This is a genomic window from Photobacterium damselae subsp. damselae (assembly GCF_038086725.1).
Classification (GTDB): domain Bacteria; phylum Pseudomonadota; class Gammaproteobacteria; order Enterobacterales; family Vibrionaceae; genus Photobacterium; species Photobacterium damselae.
Window position 1 is genome coordinate 512,777 of record NZ_CP146970.1, and the last position, 21,587, is coordinate 534,363.

Annotated in this window: 11 protein-coding genes, 2 tRNA genes and 3 rRNA genes; 7 read left to right on the forward strand and 9 right to left on the reverse strand. The window is 44.7% G+C overall.

Annotated elements, in window-relative coordinates; all coding sequences use genetic code 11:
- Window positions 1-73: 73 nt before the first annotated feature.
- On the reverse strand, window positions 74-1,582 hold the full coding sequence (gene pepA / locus WAX86_RS02425; protein WP_341489044.1) for a leucyl aminopeptidase: 1,509 nt from the start codon (window positions 1,580-1,582) through the stop codon (window positions 74-76).
- Window positions 1,583-1,776: 194 nt separating this feature from the next.
- Here pepA and lptF point away from each other — a divergent pair, with 194 nt between their 5' ends.
- On the forward strand, window positions 1,777-2,877 hold the full coding sequence (gene lptF / locus WAX86_RS02430; RefSeq protein ID WP_065170769.1) for an LPS export ABC transporter permease LptF: 1,101 nt from the start codon (window positions 1,777-1,779) through the stop codon (window positions 2,875-2,877).
- Window positions 2,877-3,947 (forward strand): LPS export ABC transporter permease LptG, encoded by a 1,071-nt coding sequence (gene lptG, locus WAX86_RS02435; RefSeq protein WP_065170768.1) that lies wholly within the window; start codon window positions 2,877-2,879, stop codon window positions 3,945-3,947. The genes lptF and lptG overlap by 1 nt, the downstream gene beginning before the upstream one ends.
- Window positions 3,948-4,016: 69 nt before the next feature.
- Here lptG and WAX86_RS02440 read toward each other — a convergent pair whose 3' ends face one another.
- Complete coding sequence (locus WAX86_RS02440; RefSeq protein WP_044176768.1) at window positions 4,017-4,508, reverse strand: RDD family protein; 492 nt, start codon at window positions 4,506-4,508, stop codon at window positions 4,017-4,019.
- Window positions 4,509-4,816: 308 nt separating this feature from the next.
- Here WAX86_RS02440 and WAX86_RS02445 point away from each other — a divergent pair.
- The 5 genes from WAX86_RS02445 to WAX86_RS02465 all read left to right on the forward strand — a co-directional run bounded on the left by WAX86_RS02445 (window position 4,817) and on the right by WAX86_RS02465 (window position 10,881).
- Window positions 4,817-4,902 (forward strand) — tRNA-Leu (locus WAX86_RS02445).
- An 806-nt stretch (window positions 4,903-5,708) separates the two neighbouring features.
- Window positions 5,709-7,260, forward strand: a 16S ribosomal RNA gene (locus WAX86_RS02450).
- 297 nt (window positions 7,261-7,557) lie between these two features.
- A 23S ribosomal RNA gene (locus WAX86_RS02455) occupies window positions 7,558-10,450 on the forward strand.
- A gap of 160 nt (window positions 10,451-10,610) precedes the next feature.
- Window positions 10,611-10,726 (forward strand): 5S ribosomal RNA (gene rrf, locus WAX86_RS02460).
- The 16S, 23S and 5S rRNA genes sit together here with 1 tRNA gene alongside, the layout of an rRNA operon.
- A 78-nt stretch (window positions 10,727-10,804) precedes the next feature.
- Window positions 10,805-10,881, forward strand: a tRNA-Asp gene (locus WAX86_RS02465).
- Between the two features lie 443 nt (window positions 10,882-11,324).
- Here the strand turns inward: WAX86_RS02465 and WAX86_RS02470 are convergent.
- From WAX86_RS02470 to WAX86_RS02500, 7 genes are all read right to left on the reverse strand, one after another.
- Window positions 11,325-11,708 carry a hypothetical protein gene (locus tag WAX86_RS02470; RefSeq protein ID WP_341489045.1) on the reverse strand — a complete coding sequence of 128 codons (384 nt, stop codon included), beginning with the start codon at window positions 11,706-11,708 and terminating at the stop codon, window positions 11,325-11,327.
- A gap of 295 nt (window positions 11,709-12,003) precedes the next feature.
- Complete coding sequence (locus tag WAX86_RS02475) at window positions 12,004-13,416, reverse strand: phosphoglucomutase/phosphomannomutase family protein (protein WP_068969477.1); 1,413 nt, start codon at window positions 13,414-13,416, stop codon at window positions 12,004-12,006.
- Between the two features lie 60 nt (window positions 13,417-13,476).
- Window positions 13,477-15,882: a GH36-type glycosyl hydrolase domain-containing protein gene (locus tag WAX86_RS02480; protein WP_341489046.1), complete on the reverse strand. Its 2,406-nt coding sequence runs from the start codon at window positions 15,880-15,882 to the stop codon at window positions 13,477-13,479.
- 32 nt (window positions 15,883-15,914) lie between these two features.
- A complete protein-coding gene (locus WAX86_RS02485) occupies window positions 15,915-17,852 on the reverse strand; it encodes a beta-N-acetylhexosaminidase (RefSeq protein ID WP_341489047.1) in 1,938 nt (645 codons plus the stop codon).
- A 1-nt stretch (window position 17,853) separates the two neighbouring features.
- Window positions 17,854-18,747: an N-acetylglucosamine kinase gene (locus tag WAX86_RS02490; RefSeq protein WP_341489048.1), complete on the reverse strand. Its 894-nt coding sequence runs from the start codon at window positions 18,745-18,747 to the stop codon at window positions 17,854-17,856.
- Window positions 18,740-20,479 (reverse strand): glycoside hydrolase family 9 protein, encoded by a 1,740-nt coding sequence (locus tag WAX86_RS02495; protein ID WP_341489049.1) that lies wholly within the window; start codon window positions 20,477-20,479, stop codon window positions 18,740-18,742. Before WAX86_RS02495 ends, WAX86_RS02490 begins: the two co-directional genes overlap by 8 nt.
- Window positions 20,480-20,575: 96 nt before the next feature.
- Window positions 20,576-21,577 carry an ABC transporter ATP-binding protein gene (locus WAX86_RS02500; protein ID WP_005301321.1) on the reverse strand — a complete coding sequence of 334 codons (1,002 nt, stop codon included), beginning with the start codon at window positions 21,575-21,577 and terminating at the stop codon, window positions 20,576-20,578.
- Window positions 21,578-21,587: the final 10 nt, after the last annotated feature.

Below are 21,587 nucleotides of genomic sequence, written 5' to 3' on the forward strand. Positions count from 1 at the left end.
AAAGGGACCACAAGGCCCCTTTGGTGATGCACTACAATCTTATCGATTTGCTAAGGTGTAGTTTTGATATTGATTATTCAACCAACTCTTGGCCTGCACGGTTTAGAAGGAATTGAACAAGTAAAGGTACAGGACGACCTGTAGCCCCTTTATTTGCTCCGCCTTGCCATGCTGTACCGGCAATATCTAGGTGAGCCCAGTTGTATTTCTTAGTAAAGCGAGATAGGAAGCAACCTGCGGTAATAGTACCAGCGCCAGGTGAGCCAATATTTGCCATATCAGCAAATGGGCTTGCGATTTGCTCTTGATATTCTTCTGCTAGCGGTAGACGCCATGCGCGATCGCCAGCTTGCTCTGAGGCATTAATCAACTCGTGAGCCAGAGGATTATGGTTACCCATTAGACCACTGATATGATGACCAAGAGCCACCACGCAAGCGCCTGTTAGGGTCGCAACGTCAACGACGCACTCTGGCTCAAAACGCTCAACATAAGTTAAGGCATCACAAAGTACTAAGCGACCTTCAGCATCGGTATTGAGTACTTCAACGGTCTGACCTGACATCGTTGTTAAGATATCACCTGGACGGTATGCACCACCACCTGGCATATTTTCACAACCAGCAAGGACACCAACAACATTAATTGGTAGGTTAAGCTTAGCAAGGGCTTTCATGGCACCAAAGACAGTTGCCGCACCACACATGTCGTACTTCATCTCATCCATTTGTGCACTTGGCTTGATTGAGATACCACCTGAGTCAAAAGTGAGACCTTTACCTACTAAAACAATTGGTTTTGCTTCTGGATCAGGGTTGCCTTTGTACTCGATGATTGACATCATAGCTTCGTTTTTCGACCCTTGGCCAACAGCAAGATAAGAAGTCATACCGAGGGTTTGCATCTCTTGCTCACCGATAATTTTTGCTGTTACGGTGTCAAAATCATCAGCTAAACGGCGAGCTTGAGAGGCAAGATAAGCAGGATTAGCAACATTAGGTGGCATATTGCCAAGGTCTTTCGCGGCTTTTACGCCTGATGAAATAGAAAGACCATGGTTGATAGCGCGTTCACCTAGAGACAGTTCGCGGCGAGTTGGTACGTTAAAGACTAACTTGCGAAGAGGGCGACGTGTTTCTGGTTTATTGCTTTTAAATTGGTTGAATGTGTACAGGCTGTCTTTCGTGGTTTCGACTGCTTGACGAACTTTCCAGTATGTATCACGACCTTTAACGTGTAGCTCAGTTAAAAAGCATACCGCTTCCATTGAGCCAGTTTCGTTAAGGGTGCTGATGGTTTTCTTGATGATTTGTTTGTATTGGCGTTCATCAAGCTCACGTTCTTTACCACAACCAACTAAAAGCACGCGCTCTGATAAAATATTTGGTACATGGTGAAGTAGTAGCATCTGGCCTGGTTTGCCTTCCAGATCTCCACGGCGCAATAGTGAACTGATATAACCATCACTGATTTTATCAAGTTGTTCTGCGATTGGAGATAGGCGGCGTGGTTCAAAGACACCGACTACGATACAGGCACTGCGCTGTTTCTCGGGGCTACCACTTTTAACACTGAACTCCATGCGTACTCCTAACATCCTATAAAGACAATTAAAGCTAAATGATGGATAATACCGCACTTACTTGCTGAACCGGTGATTCGGTATAGGATTAAAGTGCAGGCTTCTATTTAGCCGAAAGATTAAAAAATAACTGATTAACCGAAAAACTATAGTGATTCTGGCAAAAAAACAAGTTTTCTATGGGTATATAAAGCGTGATTATTGTTAGGTATTTGACACGTGAGACATTAAAAAGCCAATTTGCGGTTCTTTTCGTCCTTTTTCTTGTCTTCATCAGTCAGAAATTTATTCGCATCCTAGCCGATGCGACCGATGGCTCAATCCCCAGTGATTTGATTACAACACTAATGGGGCTTTATATGCCGTCTATGGCACTACTAATGTTGCCATTAAGTCTGTATATCGGAATTTTGCTCACTTTTGGTCGTTTATATGCGGAAAGTGAGATTACGGTAATGAATGCCACAGGTATGGGAAATAAATTTCTATTACGAGCGGCACTGAGTTTAGCCTTAATTACCGGAGCCTTAGCAACTTTTAACGCTCTTTGGTTATCGCCTTGGGCGGCAGAAAAAGAAGCGCAAGTGATGGAGTCGGTGAAAGCAGATTCCGGCTTAGATCTGTTGGTTAAAGGTCAATTCCAAGCGGCACCGAATGGTCAAGGTGTTGTCTTTGTGAATGATATTACCGATAAAGGTAAAACACTTAAGCATGTATTCGTTGCTCAGCTAAAGGGTAAAGATAGTATTCGCCCAAGTGTGCTGGTGGCCGATCATGGTTATGTCAGCGAACACAAAGATGGTCGTCAAATTTTGGATCTTAAAGATGGTACTCGCTATGAAGGGATACCTACGCGTCTTGATTACTCCATTACTGACTTTGAAGGCTATCAAGCCGTTATTGGCCAGCGAAAAGTAAAAGAAGAGCGTCGCGATTGGGATGCAATGCCAACACTTGAGCTGATGCAGCGTGCAGAGCCTGAAGCTCAAGCTGAGTTTCAATGGCGTATGTCTCTGATTCTTTGTATACCTTTACTAACTATGGTCGTGGTTCCACTTTCTGCAGTGAATCCTCGTCAAGGTCGGTTTGCGAAATTGATTCCAGCAGTATTGATTTATTTAGCCTATTTCCTTGCTATTAGCGCAGGTAAATCGGCTTTAGAAGATGGCACATTACCTCCAATGATCGGGTTATGGTCGATTAACTTAGTGATATTGTTTGTTGGCGTAGCGCTTAACTGTTGGGATACGCTTCCTGTGCGTAAATTAAGAGATAAAGTACGGAGACGTGGTTAATGTTTAAGATTTTAGACTGGTACATTGGTCGAACTATTATCGGAACCACAGCATTAACTCTGTCTACCTTGGTTGGACTTTCTGCCATCATTAAATACGTTGAGCAGTTACGAAAAGTTGGACAAGGGACTTATGATTTATGGAATGCGCTTATCTTCGTTCTGTTAAGTGTTCCGCGTGATATCGAAATGTTCTTTCCAATGGCAGTATTACTTGGTGCTCTGATTGGCTTAGGTATGCTGGCATCAAGCTCTGAACTTGTTGTTATGCAAGCGGCGGGCTTCTCTAAATTAGATATTGGCTTATCAACATTGAAAACGGCAGTGCCATTAATGCTGATGGTGATGTTATTAGGCCAATGGGGTGCGCCTCAAGCACAAAAAGCGGCTCGTGATTTGCGTACATTCTGGACCTCTGGCGGCAACATGTTATCGGTTCAAAGTGGCGTGTGGGCAAAAGATGGTAACGATTTTATTTATATCGCCCGAGTTCATGAGCAGAAAGAATTGGATGGGATCAATATTTGGGAATTTAACGGTAAAGACAAGTTAACTCAAAGTGTCTTTGCTGAAAAAGCGCAATATAACGCTGAAAAAGGCTGGTCACTAAAAGATGTTACCGTGACAGATTTTGCTCCCATTGAGATCAAAGAAACTAAATATCCAACACTGGATTGGCAGACTACGCTTACACCCGATAAGTTAGCGATCGTGACAGTAAAACCAGAAGAGCTTTCTTTATCTGGGGTATACAATTACGTTCAGTATTTAAAAGAGTCTAAGCAAGATGCATCACGTTATGAGTTAGCGTTTTGGCGTAAAGCGTTACAACCTGTATCTATCGCGGTAATGATGCTATTGGCTCTATCATTTGTTTTTGGTCCACTACGAAGTGTAACCATGGGTGCGAGGGTACTATCGGGCGTTATCTTTGGTTTTGCGTTTTATATTTCAAACGAAGTCTTTGGACCAATGAGTCAGGTATATCGATTACCACCGGTAATAGGGGCGTTGGCACCAAGTATGGTGTTTTTAGCTATTACGATTTATCTGCTAAAACGTAAACTATAAGAGATAAACAAAAAAGGAGCCCAATGGTTGGCTCCTTTTTATTTGCCTAAATAAGTTAGATTAGCAAAATTAGTGAGTGACGATCATTTCACATTCAGCCATGAGATCCTGAAATGACTGTTTCTCTTTACTAAATGGTGCTAGTAAATTACCAAGGCCGAATGCAGAGGTGCCCATACGAATACAAGCCTGCGCAACACGAATATTGGAACCATCTTTATTTTGTAACTTCAACTTCCACGCTTTCATTCCGAGTGTTTGCCCACCACGTACCCAAAAATAGCCATAGAAGCCAATAATGACAATGGCTAAATAACTTGTATAAAGAGCGCCAGCTGTTGGATGAGTGCCTAAGTAACTACTTACATCAGGGTATGTTCCCATATCCAATATATTAAGGTGTAATAAAAGGGCGACAACAGCCATAGCGATACCGCCAGCAAGCATAAGAAGAGCGGCAACAATTAACGTGTCATAAAGCCACGCGCCTAAACGACGAAATAAGCTTGGATACTGAGTTGAAGTTATATTCGATGCTGCGGTGTGGTGTTTTTTCTTCATGGCGCTCTCTGTCTATTGCGTTAATTTGCGTGCCGAATATAGCAAGGATGATCTATGGGATGAATGGGTAATAGTACTGAGTGTGATAGGAGTAGAAGAAATCCATAGTAGGAAAGTGTGATAAGGTTGGTGCACAGCAAAATAGGGTATTTCATAGACCCCCAGACTTTTTTACTGCTAGTTATTGCATCGAAGTTTGTCTTTTTGTTTCATCTTGATTGAATAATCAGCAAACAGGTGATCTTTAAAAGAAAATTTGTTTTTTCTTCTTGCGCCAACATCACTTCTGCGTATAATGAACCACATCAGCCCGGGTGGCGAAATTGGTAGACGCAGCGGATTCAAAATCCGCCGGTGAATAACTGTGCCGGTTCAAGTCCGGCCCCGGGCACCAGTTTCTAAGACAGAGCCTCGACACATGTCGGGGCTTTGTTGTTTCTAACATCCCAAAAATTCTTAAGTTCGCTTTTCGCCTTGTCATCAATCAATGGAAAGCGGGTTTAAGTCCCCAATCTATATCCATCTTTATTTCATTTGCACACATTACTTCTTTTATATAGCTACCGAAATTGGGGTTAACATAAAGAAGAAATTTAAGTTCACTACTATCACCCCTAGCCTCATCTCTCATAACTAATGTGATCATATGCAATGAAACTAAATAGGGGATGTAGCTTATACTCTCACCACCCATTGCTTTTTATATCATTTCAATTTTAAGAATATCTATTTGTATCGACCTTATGTGTGTTTTCTGTTTTGTATAATTGAGCAGAGTTAATAGATAAGGTGTTCAGAACTTATAAAAAACTCTGTGGGTGAGTCTGTCTCTCTTATAATAAAGACTAATGATGTGAGGTTATTTTGATCTTTTCTTTGGTTTTGGTTGTTTATTTAATCTATTGAATTATTTTTAGTGTTTTTTTCTAAGAAAAGGCTTGTCAGATAAAACTTTCTCCCTATAATGCGACCTCACTGACACGGACAACGGCGCAGGCGGTTACCGAAAGTCAGTATTGTTCTTTAACAATTTGACCATGCAATCTGTGTGGGCACTCGTGAAATGATTTAGTCTAAAAGATTTAATCAATGAAACTGAGTGACCAAGTGATACGTAAGTATCAGCACAGTCAATTCATTCATCATTTATGATGAATTAACAGTATTCATTGAGCCGTATCGTTAGATACAACAAAACTTTAATTGAAGAGTTTGATCATGGCTCAGATTGAACGCTGGCGGCAGGCCTAACACATGCAAGTCGAGCGGCAGCGACTTAACTGAACCTTCGGGGAACGTTAAGGGCGGCGAGCGGCGGACGGGTGAGTAATGCCTGGGAATATGCCCTGATGTGGGGGATAACTATTGGAAACGATAGCTAATACCGCATAATCTCTTCGGAGCAAAGAGGGGGACCTTCGGGCCTCTCGCGTCAGGATTAGCCCAGGTGGGATTAGCTTGTTGGTGAGGTAATGGCTCACCAAGGCTACGATCCCTAGCTGGTCTGAGAGGATGATCAGCCACACTGGAACTGAGACACGGTCCAGACTCCTACGGGAGGCAGCAGTGGGGAATATTGCACAATGGGGGAAACCCTGATGCAGCCATGCCGCGTGTGTGAAGAAGGCCTTCGGGTTGTAAAGCACTTTCAGTAGGGAGGAAGGTAGTGTAGTTAACACCTGCATTATTTGACGTTACCTACAGAAGAAGCACCGGCTAACTCCGTGCCAGCAGCCGCGGTAATACGGAGGGTGCGAGCGTTAATCGGAATTACTGGGCGTAAAGCGCATGCAGGCGGCCTGTTAAGTTAGATGTGAAAGCCCGGGGCTTAACCTCGGAATTGCATTTGAAACTGGCAGGCTAGAGTCTTGTAGAGGGGGGTAGAATTTCAGGTGTAGCGGTGAAATGCGTAGAGATCTGAAGGAATACCAGTGGCGAAGGCGGCCCCCTGGACAAAGACTGACGCTCAGATGCGAAAGCGTGGGGAGCAAACAGGATTAGATACCCTGGTAGTCCACGCCGTAAACGATGTCTACTTGGAGGTTGTGGCCTTGAGCCGTGGCTTTCGGAGCTAACGCGTTAAGTAGACCGCCTGGGGAGTACGGTCGCAAGATTAAAACTCAAATGAATTGACGGGGGCCCGCACAAGCGGTGGAGCATGTGGTTTAATTCGATGCAACGCGAAGAACCTTACCTACTCTTGACATCCAGAGAAGCTTGAAGAGATTCGAGTGTGCCTTCGGGAACTCTGAGACAGGTGCTGCATGGCTGTCGTCAGCTCGTGTTGTGAAATGTTGGGTTAAGTCCCGCAACGAGCGCAACCCTTATCCTTGTTTGCCAGCACTTCGGGTGGGAACTCCAGGGAGACTGCCGGTGATAAACCGGAGGAAGGTGGGGACGACGTCAAGTCATCATGGCCCTTACGAGTAGGGCTACACACGTGCTACAATGGCATATACAGAGGGCAGCAAGACCGCGAGGTGGAGCGAATCCCAGAAAGTATGTCGTAGTCCGGATCGGAGTCTGCAACTCGACTCCGTGAAGTCGGAATCGCTAGTAATCGTGGATCAGAATGCCACGGTGAATACGTTCCCGGGCCTTGTACACACCGCCCGTCACACCATGGGAGTGGGCTGCACCAGAAGTAGATAGCTTAACCTTCGGGAGGGCGTTTACCACGGTGTGGTTCATGACTGGGGTGAAGTCGTAACAAGGTAGCCCTAGGGGAACCTGGGGCTGGATCACCTCCTTACAAAAAAAGACTGCGCTTTGCGTAGTGTCCACACAGATTGCTTGGTGAAATGGTTTTAGAAATAGCAAAAGTGCTAATGAATAACATAAGTTATTGATTAACGCTTTTGCGTTATGCTCTTTAACAATCTGGAAAGCTGACTAGTAAATTCAATCGAATGATTGATTTATTTTAAGTTTTTATCGAAAGATAAAAACGAGTTCTCAAAACAAACACATTCAAGTGTCTTGTGTAAGAGTCCGGCGAAAACATAAAAACCTTGGTTGTTGAGCCATACGAAACCTCTTGGGGTTGTATGGTTAAGTGACTAAGCGTACACGGTGGATGCCTGGGCAGTCAGAGGCGATGAAGGACGTACTAACTTGCGATAAGCGTAGATGAGGCAGTAAGAGCCACTTGAGTCTACGATTTCCGAATGGGGAAACCCAGCTGCATAAGCAGTTATCTCAATGTGAATTCATAGCATTGTGAGGCGAACCGGGGGAACTGAAACATCTAAGTACCCCGAGGAAGAGAAATCAACCGAGATTCCGGCAGTAGCGGCGAGCGAAACCGGATTAGCCCTTAAGCTAATCTTGCGTTAGGTGAACATGCTGGAAAGCATGGCAATAAAGGGTGATAGCCCCGTAACCAACAGCGCATTTTCAGTGAAATCGAGTAGGACGGGACACGTGTTATCCTGTCTGAATATGGGGGGACCATCCTCCAAGGCTAAATACTCCTGACTGACCGATAGTGAACCAGTACCGTGAGGGAAAGGCGAAAAGTACCCCTGTGAGGGGAGTGAAATAGAACCTGAAACCGTGTACGTACAAGCAGTAGGAGCAGGCTTGTCCTGTGACTGCGTACCTTTTGTATAATGGGTCAGCGACTTAATTTTAGTAGCAAGGTTAACCATCTAGGGGAGCCGTAGGGAAACCGAGTCTTAACTGGGCGTCATAGTTGCTAGGATTAGACCCGAAACCGAGTGATCTAGCCATGGGCAGGTTGAAGATTGAGTAACATCAATTGGAGGACCGAACCGACTAATGTTGAAAAATTAGCGGATGACTTGTGGCTAGGGGTGAAAGGCCAATCAAACTCGGAGATAGCTGGTTCTCCCCGAAAGCTATTTAGGTAGCGCCTCGGACGAATACTACTGGGGGTAGAGCACTGTTAAGGCTAGGGGGTCATCCCGACTTACCAACCCTTTGCAAACTCCGAATACCAGTAAGTACTATCCGGGAGACACACGGCGGGTGCTAACGTCCGTCGTGAAGAGGGAAACAACCCAGACCGCCAGCTAAGGTCCCAAAGTTATAGCTAAGTGGGAAACGATGTGGGAAGGCTCAGACAGCCAGGATGTTGGCTTAGAAGCAGCCATCATTTAAAGAAAGCGTAATAGCTCACTGGTCGAGTCGGCCTGCGCGGAAGATTTAACGGGGCTAAGCTATACACCGAAGCTGCGGCAATGTGCTTATGCACATTGGGTAGGGGAGCGTTCTGTAAGCCGTCGAAGGTGCATTGTAAAGTGTGCTGGAGGTATCAGAAGTGCGAATGCTGACATGAGTAACGACAAAGGGAGTGAAAAACTCCCTCGCCGGAAGACCAAGGGTTCCTGTCCAACGTTAATCGGGGCAGGGTGAGTCGACCCCTAAGGCGAGGCCGAAAGGCGTAGTCGATGGGAAACGGGTTAATATTCCCGTACTTCTTACTATTGCGATGGGGGGACGGAGAAGGCTAGGTGAGCCTGGCGACGGTTGTCCAGGTCCAAGTACGTAGGTGGATGAATTAGGCAAATCCGGTTCATCATTAACACTGAGATACGATGTCGAGCTACTACGGTAGCGAAGTCATTGATGCCATGCTTCCGGGAAAAGCCTCTAAGCTTCAGATAGTAAGAAATCGTACCCCAAACCGACACAGGTGGTCGGGTAGAGAATACCAAGGCGCTTGAGAGAACTCGGGTGAAGGAACTAGGCAAAATGGTACCGTAACTTCGGGAGAAGGTACGCTCTTAACGGTGAAGTCCCTCGCGGATGGAGCTGTCGAGAGTCGCAGATACCAGGTGGCTGCAACTGTTTATTAAAAACACAGCACTGTGCAAAATCGAAAGATGACGTATACGGTGTGACGCCTGCCCGGTGCCGGAAGGTTAATTGATGGGGTTAGACGTAAGTCGAAGCTCTTGATCGAAGCCCCGGTAAACGGCGGCCGTAACTATAACGGTCCTAAGGTAGCGAAATTCCTTGTCGGGTAAGTTCCGACCTGCACGAATGGCGTAATGATGGCCACGCTGTCTCCACCCGAGCCTCAGTGAAATTGAAATCGCTGTGAAGATGCAGCGTACCCGCGGCTAGACGGAAAGACCCCGTGAACCTTTACTACAGCTTGGCACTGAACATTGACCCTACATGTGTAGGATAGGTGGGAGACTTTGAAACGCAGACGCCAGTTTGCGTGGAGTCGTCCTTGAAATACCACCCTTGTAGTGTTGATGTTCTAACTTGGCCCCATCATCTGGGGTGAGGACAGTGCCTGGTGGGTAGTTTGACTGGGGCGGTCTCCTCCCAAAGAGTAACGGAGGAGCACGAAGGTGGGCTAATCACGGTCGGACATCGTGAGGTTAGTGCAATGGCATAAGCCCGCTTAACTGCGAGAATGACGGTTCGAGCAGGTGCGAAAGCAGGTCATAGTGATCCGGTGGTTCTGTATGGAAGGGCCATCGCTCAACGGATAAAAGGTACTCCGGGGATAACAGGCTGATACCGCCCAAGAGTTCATATCGACGGCGGTGTTTGGCACCTCGATGTCGGCTCATCACATCCTGGGGCTGAAGTCGGTCCCAAGGGTATGGCTGTTCGCCATTTAAAGTGGTACGCGAGCTGGGTTTAGAACGTCGTGAGACAGTTCGGTCCCTATCTGCCGTGGGCGTTGGATGATTGAGAGGGGCTGCTCCTAGTACGAGAGGACCGGAGTGGACGAACCTCTGGTGTTCGGGTTGTGTCGCCAGACGCATTGCCCGGTAGCTAAGTTCGGAATCGATAACCGCTGAAAGCATCTAAGCGGGAAGCGAGCCTCAAGATGAGTCATCCCTGATACTATAAGTATCCTAAAGGGTTGTTGGAGACTACGACGTAGATAGGCAGGGTGTGTAAGCGCTGTGAGGCGTTGAGCTAACCTGTACTAATTGCCCGTGAGGCTTAACCATACAACACCCAAGGGGTTTTATCGGACTCCACAAACACTTGAATGTAAGTTTGAGACCGCGAGAATCGAGTTATCGAGTATCGCGATAGTCAGTTTTTAAGATTGTAACGTTAGGAGTCTCGTATCGAGAAATCTCGACACTCGTAACGAAAAAGAATTTGCTTGGCGACCTTAGCGCTGTGGTCCCACCTGAATCCATGCCGAACTCAGAAGTGAAACGCAGCAGCGCCGATGGTAGTGTGGGGTCTCCCCATGTGAGAGTAGGACATCGCCAAGCGCCCATTTCTTGTTTTTAGATTTTTAAAAAATCTAAAGGCAAAAATAATTATCGTACTGAACATACGGTAGTTTGAGTGGAGCGGTAGTTCAGTTGGTTAGAATACCGGCCTGTCACGCCGGGGGTCGCGGGTTCGAGTCCCGTCCGCTCCGCCACTTATTTAGAAAAAGCCTGATTCGAAAGAGTCAGGCTTTTTTTCGTTATATGCTTTATAAATAAAAGATAGATGGAAGTTGAGCGGTAGTTCAGTTGGTTTGCTTTTTGTTTAAGAGCAAGCCGGCCTATCACGCCGGGGGGCGCGCTGATTTTCGGTATAGCAGTCCCGTCCGCTCCGCCACTTATTTAGAAAAAGCCTGATTCGAAAGAGTCAGGCGTTTTTTCGTTATATGCTTTATAAATAAAAGATAGATGGAAGTTGAGCGGTAGTTCAGTTGGTTTGCTTTTTGTTTAAGAGCAAGCCGGCCTGTCACACCGGGGATCGCGTTGATGTTCGGTATAGCAGTCCCGTCCGCTCCGCCACTTATTTAGAAAAGCCTGATTCGAAAGAGTCAGGCTTTTTTTTCATCTATATAAATTCCCTCTTTTTGTTTCTTACCGTTTACCCTCGGTATAATCCCGTTTGCCATAGCTGATGTTGAGTCTGCTCCGATTTATCTTTTCTATACACATGATACTTTGATGCTAAATAAGTCATCATTACTGAAAATAGACTGTAAGCCACTAAAAAAGTGATAGGAGAGTGGATGATGTCAGCACTGAAAACCCAAATAACACCAGCAATTGTAATGACAAGCTTCGTTATAAGAGCACAAACGAGATAAGTCATAACATAGTGAGGCTGTAAAATGGCTTGGTAAGCGATGAAATAGCCGACTCCAACTGCAATAATTGCTAAGCTAAAACCAACAATAAACGAGTGAGTATGTTCGGTAAAAAGAACGGCAGAGAGTAAGATAACGCCAAGTAAAATAACTTTTTTCATAGCTAACTCCTTAGTGATATCCATTCTGTTTTCTATTGCTGCAAGCCAACAGCGCTAGATAACAGAACCAATATGATGACTGCTTAACTATTGTGCATTTATTGAACAATGAAGAGTGTGATCGATATGCAGTTTTAGTGATAAAAATGAGTGAGAAAATAAGGAAAGGGGAAAAGAAAAAAGGTAGCTAATCTCACTTAACTACCTTGAACGCAAAGACATATAGTCTGCGCAATGTAACAGCTATGCGGCATGTTACGATAGGACTCAACAATGAATATCGGGGTAAAACAAATTACACATGAAGGAAAGATTTCAGTTGCAGTAGTACCGCTTCTGCTTGATCTTTATCTTCCATTTCAACAAATAAGCGAAGTAGAGGCTCTGTACCAGAGAATCGAGCTAAAGCCCAACCGCCATTTTTAAAGTAAACTTTCGCGCCATCGGCATAGCTGACTTTTTCTACTTCATAGGCAAATTCAGGTAGAGCTTTTTCAACATAAATCTTGTTGTATAGACGCTCACGATCAGAGGCTTTAAAAGTACAATCGCCTTCTGCGGTATAGGCATAGCCGTATTTGCCATAGATTTCATCAAGTAATTCAGAAAGCTTTTTGCCAGTAACGCTGATCATTTCAACCAGTAAGCTTGATGCAAATACGCCATCTTTTCCTTTAATATGACCGCGAATCGTTAAGCCACCAGAGCTTTCTCCACCAATCAGTGAATTATCTGCTTCCATCTGTGCACTAATATGTTTAAAGCCAACAGGTACTTCAAAACATTTTTCACCATAAGCGGCGGCAACTTTATCAAGTAGGTGAGTGGTTGCAATATTACGAACTACAGAGCCTTGCCAGCCTTTATATTCTAATAAGTAGTAATAAAGTAGCAGTAGAACTTCATTTGGATGAATGAAATTTCCTTTTTCATCGATGATCCCTAGACGATCCGCATCGCCATCTGTACCGATACCGATATCATAGCCTTCATGGGCAACAAGGTGCTTCAAACGATATAGAGTTGCAGCACTTGGTGAAGGCATCAGACCACCAAAGGATGGGTTTTGACCATCATTAATAACATCAACATCACAACGGCCTGAGATTAAAACTGTCTGCAGCGCATTTTTAGCAACACCAAACATCGGGTCGATCAGTACGCGTAAGTTCGCTTTTTTGATCGCTTCAATATCGATAAAATCAATGATGCTATCAACAAATTCGTTCATTGGATTGATGATTTCAATCAGCTGATCGTGTTCTGCTTGTTCAAAATCAACGTATTGGATCTGATCTGACTGAAGTGTTGCAATTTGTTGTTCAATCTTTTGAGTTATGATCTCGTCTGCATCTCGGCCTCCTTCAATAAAGACCTTAATCCCGTTGTAATCTGCTGGGTTATGAGATGCCGTGATACAAGCTGAATAGGTTGCGCCAATTTGACGTGATTTAAACATGACAATAGGGGTTGGGACATACTTATTGATAAAGCTGACTTTAATCCCATTACCAGCTAAAACTTCAGCGAACCATTTTGCCGCTTTATCGGATAAAAAGCGGCGATCAAAGCCAATGACAAAACCGTTATCTGTTACTGCTTCTGCTGTCATGATGTTAGCTAGAGCTTGAGCCACCAAGCGAACATTATCTTTGGTAAATTCATCACCAATAATTGCACGCCAGCCACCTGTTCCGAACTGAATCATAGAGGAACTCCTATTTCTCTCGATTTAAATAGGGGGACAAATCATCCCCCAAAATAGTAATTAGCCCATTACCACAACAACAGTATTAACAGAACCTTCTGCTTGAGCTGGAATCGCTCCAGAGATAACTTCGCCATTTAGAGTAATAGACTTAACGCCTTTACTTACATGCTCTGGGTTTTCTACTGTGATGTTATAAGTTGCACCACGCCATTGACGTGTAACCTCAAAACCTGGCCAATCCGTTGGAATACAAGGGTTGATTGTTAGACCATCAAAGCCAGTTTGCACCCCTAACATAAAGTTTGTTACTGCAAAATAAGCCCAACCAGATGTTCCGGTTAACCATGGGTGATTAGCACGACCGTGATCTTGGTGGTCTCGACCCATAATAAATTGAACATAAGAGTAAGGTTCAGCAATGCGTTTTTCGATGATGTCATTTTGATTAAATGGGTTTAAGGCATCATAGAACTTCATTGCACGATCGCCACGCCCCAGTTTTGCTTCTGCCACCCATGCCCAAGGGTTTGGGTGAGAGAAGATCGCCCCGTTCTCTTTCACGCCTTGATAAACGCGAGTTACGAAGCCGATATCATCGTTTGGAGTAGCAAAGGATGGTGCATTAAGATGTAGGCCGTATTCAGAGAATAGGTTCTCATCAACCGCATCCATGGCTTTTTCACCACGCTCTTGGCTTGCCATACCAGATAGAACAGCAAGCGTGTTAGATTCTAGATGGATACGACCTTCAGTTTGTTGCGCTGTACCGATCTTATCGCCATTTTTAGTGAGACCACGGATATACCAACCGCCCTCGTCGTCCCACAGATGAGTTTCACACGCTTCACGAACATTCGCTGCCATTTCGGTATATTTCGCGACATCTTCACTCTTACCTTGGTATTTCGCAAGGTTGATAAACTCTTGTAGAGCCCAGAAATGTAGGAAAGAAACCATGGCCGATTCGCCGCCGCCAAGGTTCAAGCAGTCGTTCCAGTCTGCGCGCAGACCTTTACAAATACCTGTTTGACCGACGTACTCTGCGGAGAAATCTAGAGCTGCTTTCATGTGCTCATACACAGTCGCATCACCACCATCTGCGTATGGGATCACTTGATCTAGGAAAGCTTCTTCACCGGTTTCTTGAACATAACGGCAGATCGTTGGGACGAGCCACAGATGATCGTCTGAACAGGTATCTTCAATTCCGTGGATCTTATCGGCATCGCTAGGAGTTGGTACAACTGTTGGTGACTTAGATGGTTTTACATCTGCTTTTTCTGGATCGAACCAATCAGGATCAAACAGGTGGAGACCATAACCGGCTTTGACTTGGCCACGAAGAAGATCGACTAAGCGTTTACGTGTCATCGCTGGGTTTGCATGCGGGACAGAAATCGCATCTTGGGCTGTATCTCGATAACCAAGGCCGGTACGTCCACCGACTTCAATAAAGGAGGCAAAGCGTGACCAAACCACACAGGTTTCTGCTTGATATAAAGTCCATGCATTGATCATGGTATCTAAGCCTTCGTTTGGTGATTTCACCTGGAATTTTTCACAACGGGTGTCCCAGTGCTGTTTGATATCAGCAAATGCTGCGTCAACATTAGCAAAGTTTTGGTATTTTTCACGAAGTGGGCGAGCATCGTGCTTGCCGACACCTAATACCAAGTTAAAGCGAACTTCTTGTCCCGGTTCGATGGTAAATTGTTTATGCAGTGAACCACAGTGGTTATAACAGGTTTGTACATGGTTAGAACAACGGCCTTTTTCTACGGCAATTGGGTTTGCTTCATCACGGTATGCGCCTAAGAATGTGTCACGCTGACCGTCATAGCTATCTGGATCAAAGCTGGATGTTAAGAAATAGAACCCATCTTTTTCTGATGTGTTGTAGTACAGATCATAAAGAAGTACGCCATCTTTATAGGATGTACCCGCAGAATAAAGGCTCATCTGATGGTTTTGGTTATCAGATTGAATATGGCTAAATGAGAACTCAACAAAAGAGAAGGCGCTGATAGTACGAGGCGTATCTCCGGTATTTTTGATCACAACATCCCAAATTTGTGCATCATCACCTTTAGGTACAAACAAGGTTTTCGTTGCGGTAATATCATTATATTCACACTTAAATTTAGAATAAGAGAGGCCATGGCGAACTTCATAGCTGGCTTGATCTAAACTTTTTGCAACTGGCTGCCAAGAGATTGACCAGTAATCACCTGTTTCATCATCACGTAAATAGACATAGTGTCCTGGGCGGTCAAATGTCGCGTTAGGGCGGAATTTAGTGACACGATTGTACTCTGGAGACTGATAGAAAGAGTAACCGCCAGCGTTTTGGGAAATGACTGTGCAGAACTTTTCTGTACCTAGATAGTTAGTCCATGGCGCTGGGACATCAGGGCGTGTAATCACATACTCTCTGTTGTCGTTGTCAAAATAACCGTATTTCATTGTATCTAATCCTTTTAATGTTTCACTTGTGGTTATTCACAGCGGCGGTAGTTGATGCCCGCCTTGTCTAGGTAGTTGAGTTGACCTTTTAAGCGCGCTTTAAAGTCTTCCCAGTGACGATTTTTTTGCGCTGTCCATGCCACTTCAGCAACGGCTAATAAGCGCGGATAAATCATGTAATCAAAACGGCTTTGATTGTTAATTAGTTCACACCAAAGGGCCGTTTGAATTCCTAAAATCTGTTTTCTTGTTGGATCATCTTCCGCGATCTCAGCAAGAGGTTGATAGCTATACACTTTATCTAAGGTCACTTTTCCTGCCCAATCGACACCGGCTTCATCAGCAGAAAATCCTTGGGCTAAATCTAAGTATGTGTATTGCGCTGGTTGCATCACAACCGGGTAGCCTTGTTTGATACAGGCCAGTCCCGCTTCTTCACTTAACCAAGAAAAAATCACGGTCTCTTTACTGACTTTTTCGCCGTGGGTTGCCTCTTCCCATCCCATCATTTGTTTATCTTGATGAGAGAGTACCTCTTGCGCAAAACGTAATAGATGCCCTTGAAGCTCTTTAGGATCTTGGTAACCGTGTTTTACCATTAACTCTTGGCAGCCAGGACTTTGAGTCCATACGCCATTTGGTACTTCATCTGCACCAATATGAACAAAAGGTGCAGGGAATAGCTCACAGATCTCTTCAAGTACCGTTTTTATGAAGGTGTAAGTTCCTTCAATAGCAGGTGAGAGCACGTTATCTGGGTAGCCTTGGATACTGCGATATTGCGATCTGTCTTGAGGATCGATGAGAAGATGTGGCAAAGAGCGAATCGCTGCGCGGCAATGTCCCGGGATATCAATTTCAGGGATCACCATAATTGCACGGTCAGCAGCATAAGCGATGATTTCACGCACTTCTTCTTTACTATAAAAACCACCGTAGCGCTTATCTATCGTTGTAAATTGCGGGGCGATACACTCATTTGGTCCACGCCATGCACCAATTCGAGTCAATTCTGGGAAAGCGTCAATTTCGATACGCCAGCCTTCATCATCGGTTAAGTGCCAATGGAAGGTATTAAATTTATAGCGAGCTAAGTGATCAAGTAGCGTTTTAATGCGAGATAGCGGATGAAAATGGCGACCACAATCAAGCATCATGCCTCGATAATGGTAAATAGGATGATCCTCGATCTCTACCATAGGGATCGTATAAGCGGCATCTGCGTTATGACTTGGTTCTGTTGGCAATAGCTGCAGTAAGCTTGCTGTTGCGTGAACAAACCCTGCTTTATCACTGGCTTGAAGCCAAATATGATCCGATTCGACTAATAACCGATATTGGCTAGGAGCGAGTTCATCATGTAGCTGATAATGAATATTTCCGTTAGCTAATGTGATGAGTTCCTGTTGAGTATGACGTTGGTACTCATGTTGTAACCAGCGGATAGCACCTTCTGCTGGTGCGGGTAGTTTTGTGCTTATTGAGGTGAATTGATCTACGATAAATACGCCGCCCAGTTCAATCAGATGGTGAGGTTTTGGCACTATAGAAATGGTTCCAGCTTGTTCCGGTAACGGCGTTGTATAGCGCTCTACTGCGGCTTGACCTAAATCTATAGTCGTAACTTCGACTGGACGTGGAACAATCGTATCACCGTCAGAAATACAAGAAATAAAGGCTTCTGGAATACCATCATCATGTAGCGTAAATGGGGCTGTTCCCATTACAAACTCACAATAAAAATGGCCATTAGCAGGAATCGGGGTTTCTGTATTCGGCGTTAAAATAACATAGCTACCTAATTGCTCAATGGAAGCATTAACCAAGGTTTCTGGCTTGATCATTCGGCTGATAAAGAAATGCAGTGACCAACCTTGTAGCGCTTCATCGGTTAAATTATGAAGTGTTAGAGCAAAGCGAGATTGGCTCTCTTGTATTTTTAGAACGGTAAAATCGAGGCGATAACTCATCTTACAGATCCTCCAAAGCGTAGAGGTTGTGATTTCCTTGAGCCATAGCAATTGCGCCATCCATAGCATCGCCTTGTGGTTTGGCAATGTGTTGCTGCATTGGAGGAACTAACCAAGGTTGAATGCGTTCGGCAATGCTGCCCATTAAACAGATTTTATTGGCACCTTTGTTAATCAGAGCTTGCATCCACATTTCAATATCTGCCGCAGTTTGGTTTAATAAACTGATCCCTAAGCTGTCGCCTTGGTTAGCATAAGCGAAAATTTGTGGTGAAAACTGGCCATAATCACAAGGGCGAGCGGTTTTTGACCAACTGACAATGGCATCAATATCCTGGTCAAAATGCGCTAATATTTCTTTGGCTAATGGCGTTTGTGCCACTATGCCATCAACACTTAACAGAACTTGTTGAATCAAGCGAAGACCCATGATTGCTCCTCCGCCTTGATCGGATATCGGAAATTCACGGCCACCGACGACAATTTGTTGTCCCTGATGTAAGAAAATGCCGCAAGAGCCCGTTCCTGCAATTAAAATTGCGCCATCTTTGCCAGCCCAAGCACCAAGGCATGCACCATACGCATCGGTATTTAACGTTATTGCTGCATAAGGGTGTGGCTGGGACATAAAGTGGTACCAAGCCTCTTTTTGCTCTGCACCTGCAAGTGCTAAGCCAACCGACATAAAGGCAAAATCGCTATCGGAAAGTTGCGCAAGGCTTGCTGCTGTAGCGATAGCATCTTGAATCGATTTCATTGCTACATCTGCGCCTAATAAAATATTGGCACTGCCTGTTTTGGCTTCGCCAAGTACGTTGCCATCACGGTCTACGATACGGGCTCGACATGAGGTGCCACCGCCATCAATGCCAACAAAATAACGAATATCAGTCATGGTGGCGCTCCTTATATTGTGCGGTAATTGCCAGTAAATACCAGGCACCATGAGGGATCCACTGCTCACCCCAACGCCAGTTTTGTAACATATCGTCTTTTTGCTGAGCTGGTTTAAAGGCAATATCTTGCTCGTTATCAAAACCTGAAGTAATACCATTACAGACTCCACCTGGGGCGTTAGCAAAGCCTAACTCTGGTAGATAATCTGGGTTATTACGACCATGACCATCGAGCATACACATGTCATAAGGATTCAGGCCGATAACCCAATCAAGTAATTGATGAGCATAACGCTTTAGTGGCTGAGTTAAGGTGTCGTTTGGTAAATGTGCTGTAGCAAAATAAGCTAGAGTGGCAAGTGAACCTAAGCGAGCATTTTCACCTTGCCACCAATATCCAGTTTCGTTGTTGTGAGGCATAAAGAATGCGCTCTGCTTTTGGCCATCAATCGCTTTAATATATTGGCGCGGATAGCCAAAAGGATTGCTCACTTCTTGACTGATCGTCAGCTCAAACTGTAGTGCTTGTTTGATCACTTGTTCTGCGGCTAAACGTTCTTGGTCTTGAGGTTCAATGGCAACATATTGCAATAAAGCAATAGCAGGTAATCCAGCTTCTGCTGCATGGTAATAAGGTCGAGAACCATCAGAATTTGCAGCCCAAAAATGCTGTTGCTGCTCATCACTACATTGACGACTCATAACGCGCAGAGCCCAAGTACGAGCTTCTTGAATATAGCGAATATTTTGTGTGGTTTTATACAATTCCACTGCAGCCATCAGGGCGCAATATTCATCGATCAGATTTTCGTGGCCATCATTTAAGTAATTGAGGTTGTACTCTTTAAGATGCCAGTATCCACGCTCCGCACAAGCAAGATACTCTTGATGATTTGTTTGTCCTAAATAAGGGGATTCTTGAACTGAAGCCAATTGGTGAATACGAGCCGCAGAGGCTAGGGCCGCGATGGCTATGCCTCCACCTTGACGGAATGCAGCTTGGAAATCTGCGGATTTATCCCCTTGTTGAGTTGCAAAAGCACAAATATCACGGCGAGCAGGGTCTTTACTCCACTGATCAAAAACCGTCATATAAAAGTAACCATCAGGGTGCTGCATACGAACTAAAAAATCGGCGCCATATAACGCTTCTTCTAGTAAACGAACTCGCGTAAATTTTGCTACATCTGCTTCATCTTCCAGTAATTGATAAGCTTTAAGCATGTTCCACACCACCATAGGGGTTTGCTGTGGATTTAAATAATTACCGTAAGATAGGTGACTAAGATATTTACTAATATCACCAGAGGCATCGTACCAGCCCCCATGTACATCAACGCGCTCATCAGTACCAAGCAGAGGGATAGTTTTATCTGCTTGTTGATAAATTCCGGTACAACGCTGTGATTTAAAATAATGGATTACATCGCTAAAGGTTTGCTCAAATAGCAGACCTTCAGCAATGGTAAAACAGGACGATAAAACGCCTTGATAACGAATGGCGTATTGGCCTACTTGTTGGCAAGCAGAAAAATCCACTTGATAGGTTAAGCCGATATGCCATTGTGCTATCGGTGTATTTGCCTTAATAGGAAGTGTCATCACGGTTTGACCACTAGGGTAACTTACCAATTCTGCACTCCCAGGTGTGACTAGTGGTTCTGGGGTAAGAATAATGGCTTGTTTACTACCTAAGCGCTCATAGCCGAGATGGTTGGTTAATAACTGCATACTTCCTCCAAGGGTTGCAAATCAGAGACACTCATCGGGGCAAGTGTCTCTGATAACTACTGCAACATGTGTTAAGCGATAAAACGATAATTCTTATTAATTTTCAAATAGGTAACAGCGAACAAAGTGGTTCTCTGACAACTTAGTTACACTAGGTAGTTGCTCGCGACATTTGGCTGTTGCATGAGTACAGCGACCAGCAAATGGGCAACCAACACTCTCTGGAGTCCAGAGCGGAATCTCACCTTTATTCCCTTTTAGTTTTTCATGGATCGATTTTTTCGGATCTGGTACAGCTGAAACTAACAGTTGGGTATAAGGGTGCTGAGGATTGTGAATAATGTCTTCAGTATCTCCCCATTCCACCATATGACCGACATACATCACGGCAAGGTCTTCTGCGATATAACGGGCAGTTGCAATATCGTGAGTGATATAAAGTAGAGCCATTTCACGCTCAAACTTCATCTCTTCCATCAGATTCAATACACCGGCGCGAATGGAAACATCCAACATAGAGGTAGGCTCATCGGCCAATACTACTTCAGCACCAACGGCAATATTACGAGCAAGGTTGACGCGTTGACGCTGACCGCCAGATAGCTGATGAGGGAACTTAGCTGCCGTCTCTTTTGGTGGAATTAAGCCAACTTGCTCTAGCAGATCGTAAACACGTTCTTCGAGCTCTTTTTTATTGCCCGGAGTGACTTTCTTGTGAATCAATAGCGGGCGCGCAATGTGATGGAAAATCGTATGGGTTGGGTTCAGAGAACCAAATGGGTCTTGCCATACCATCTGAATACCTTCACGATATTTCATCATGTCATCGCGCTTGACGATTTCAGCTATATCACGACCGTAATACTCAATATGGCCTGCGGTTGGCGCATACATTTTGGCAATCATCTTTGCGGTTGTTGATTTACCAGAACCTGATTCACCTACCACTGATAAGCCGCGGCTTTTGTACATTTTAAATGACACGTCGTTGATTGCGCGCATCATAGATTTTTTCAAAGAGTTACTATTTACTGGGAAGTCTTTAACCAGATTCTTCCCTTCTAAAATTGGATTACCGATAGGTGCTGGGGTACTCATAACGCCTCCT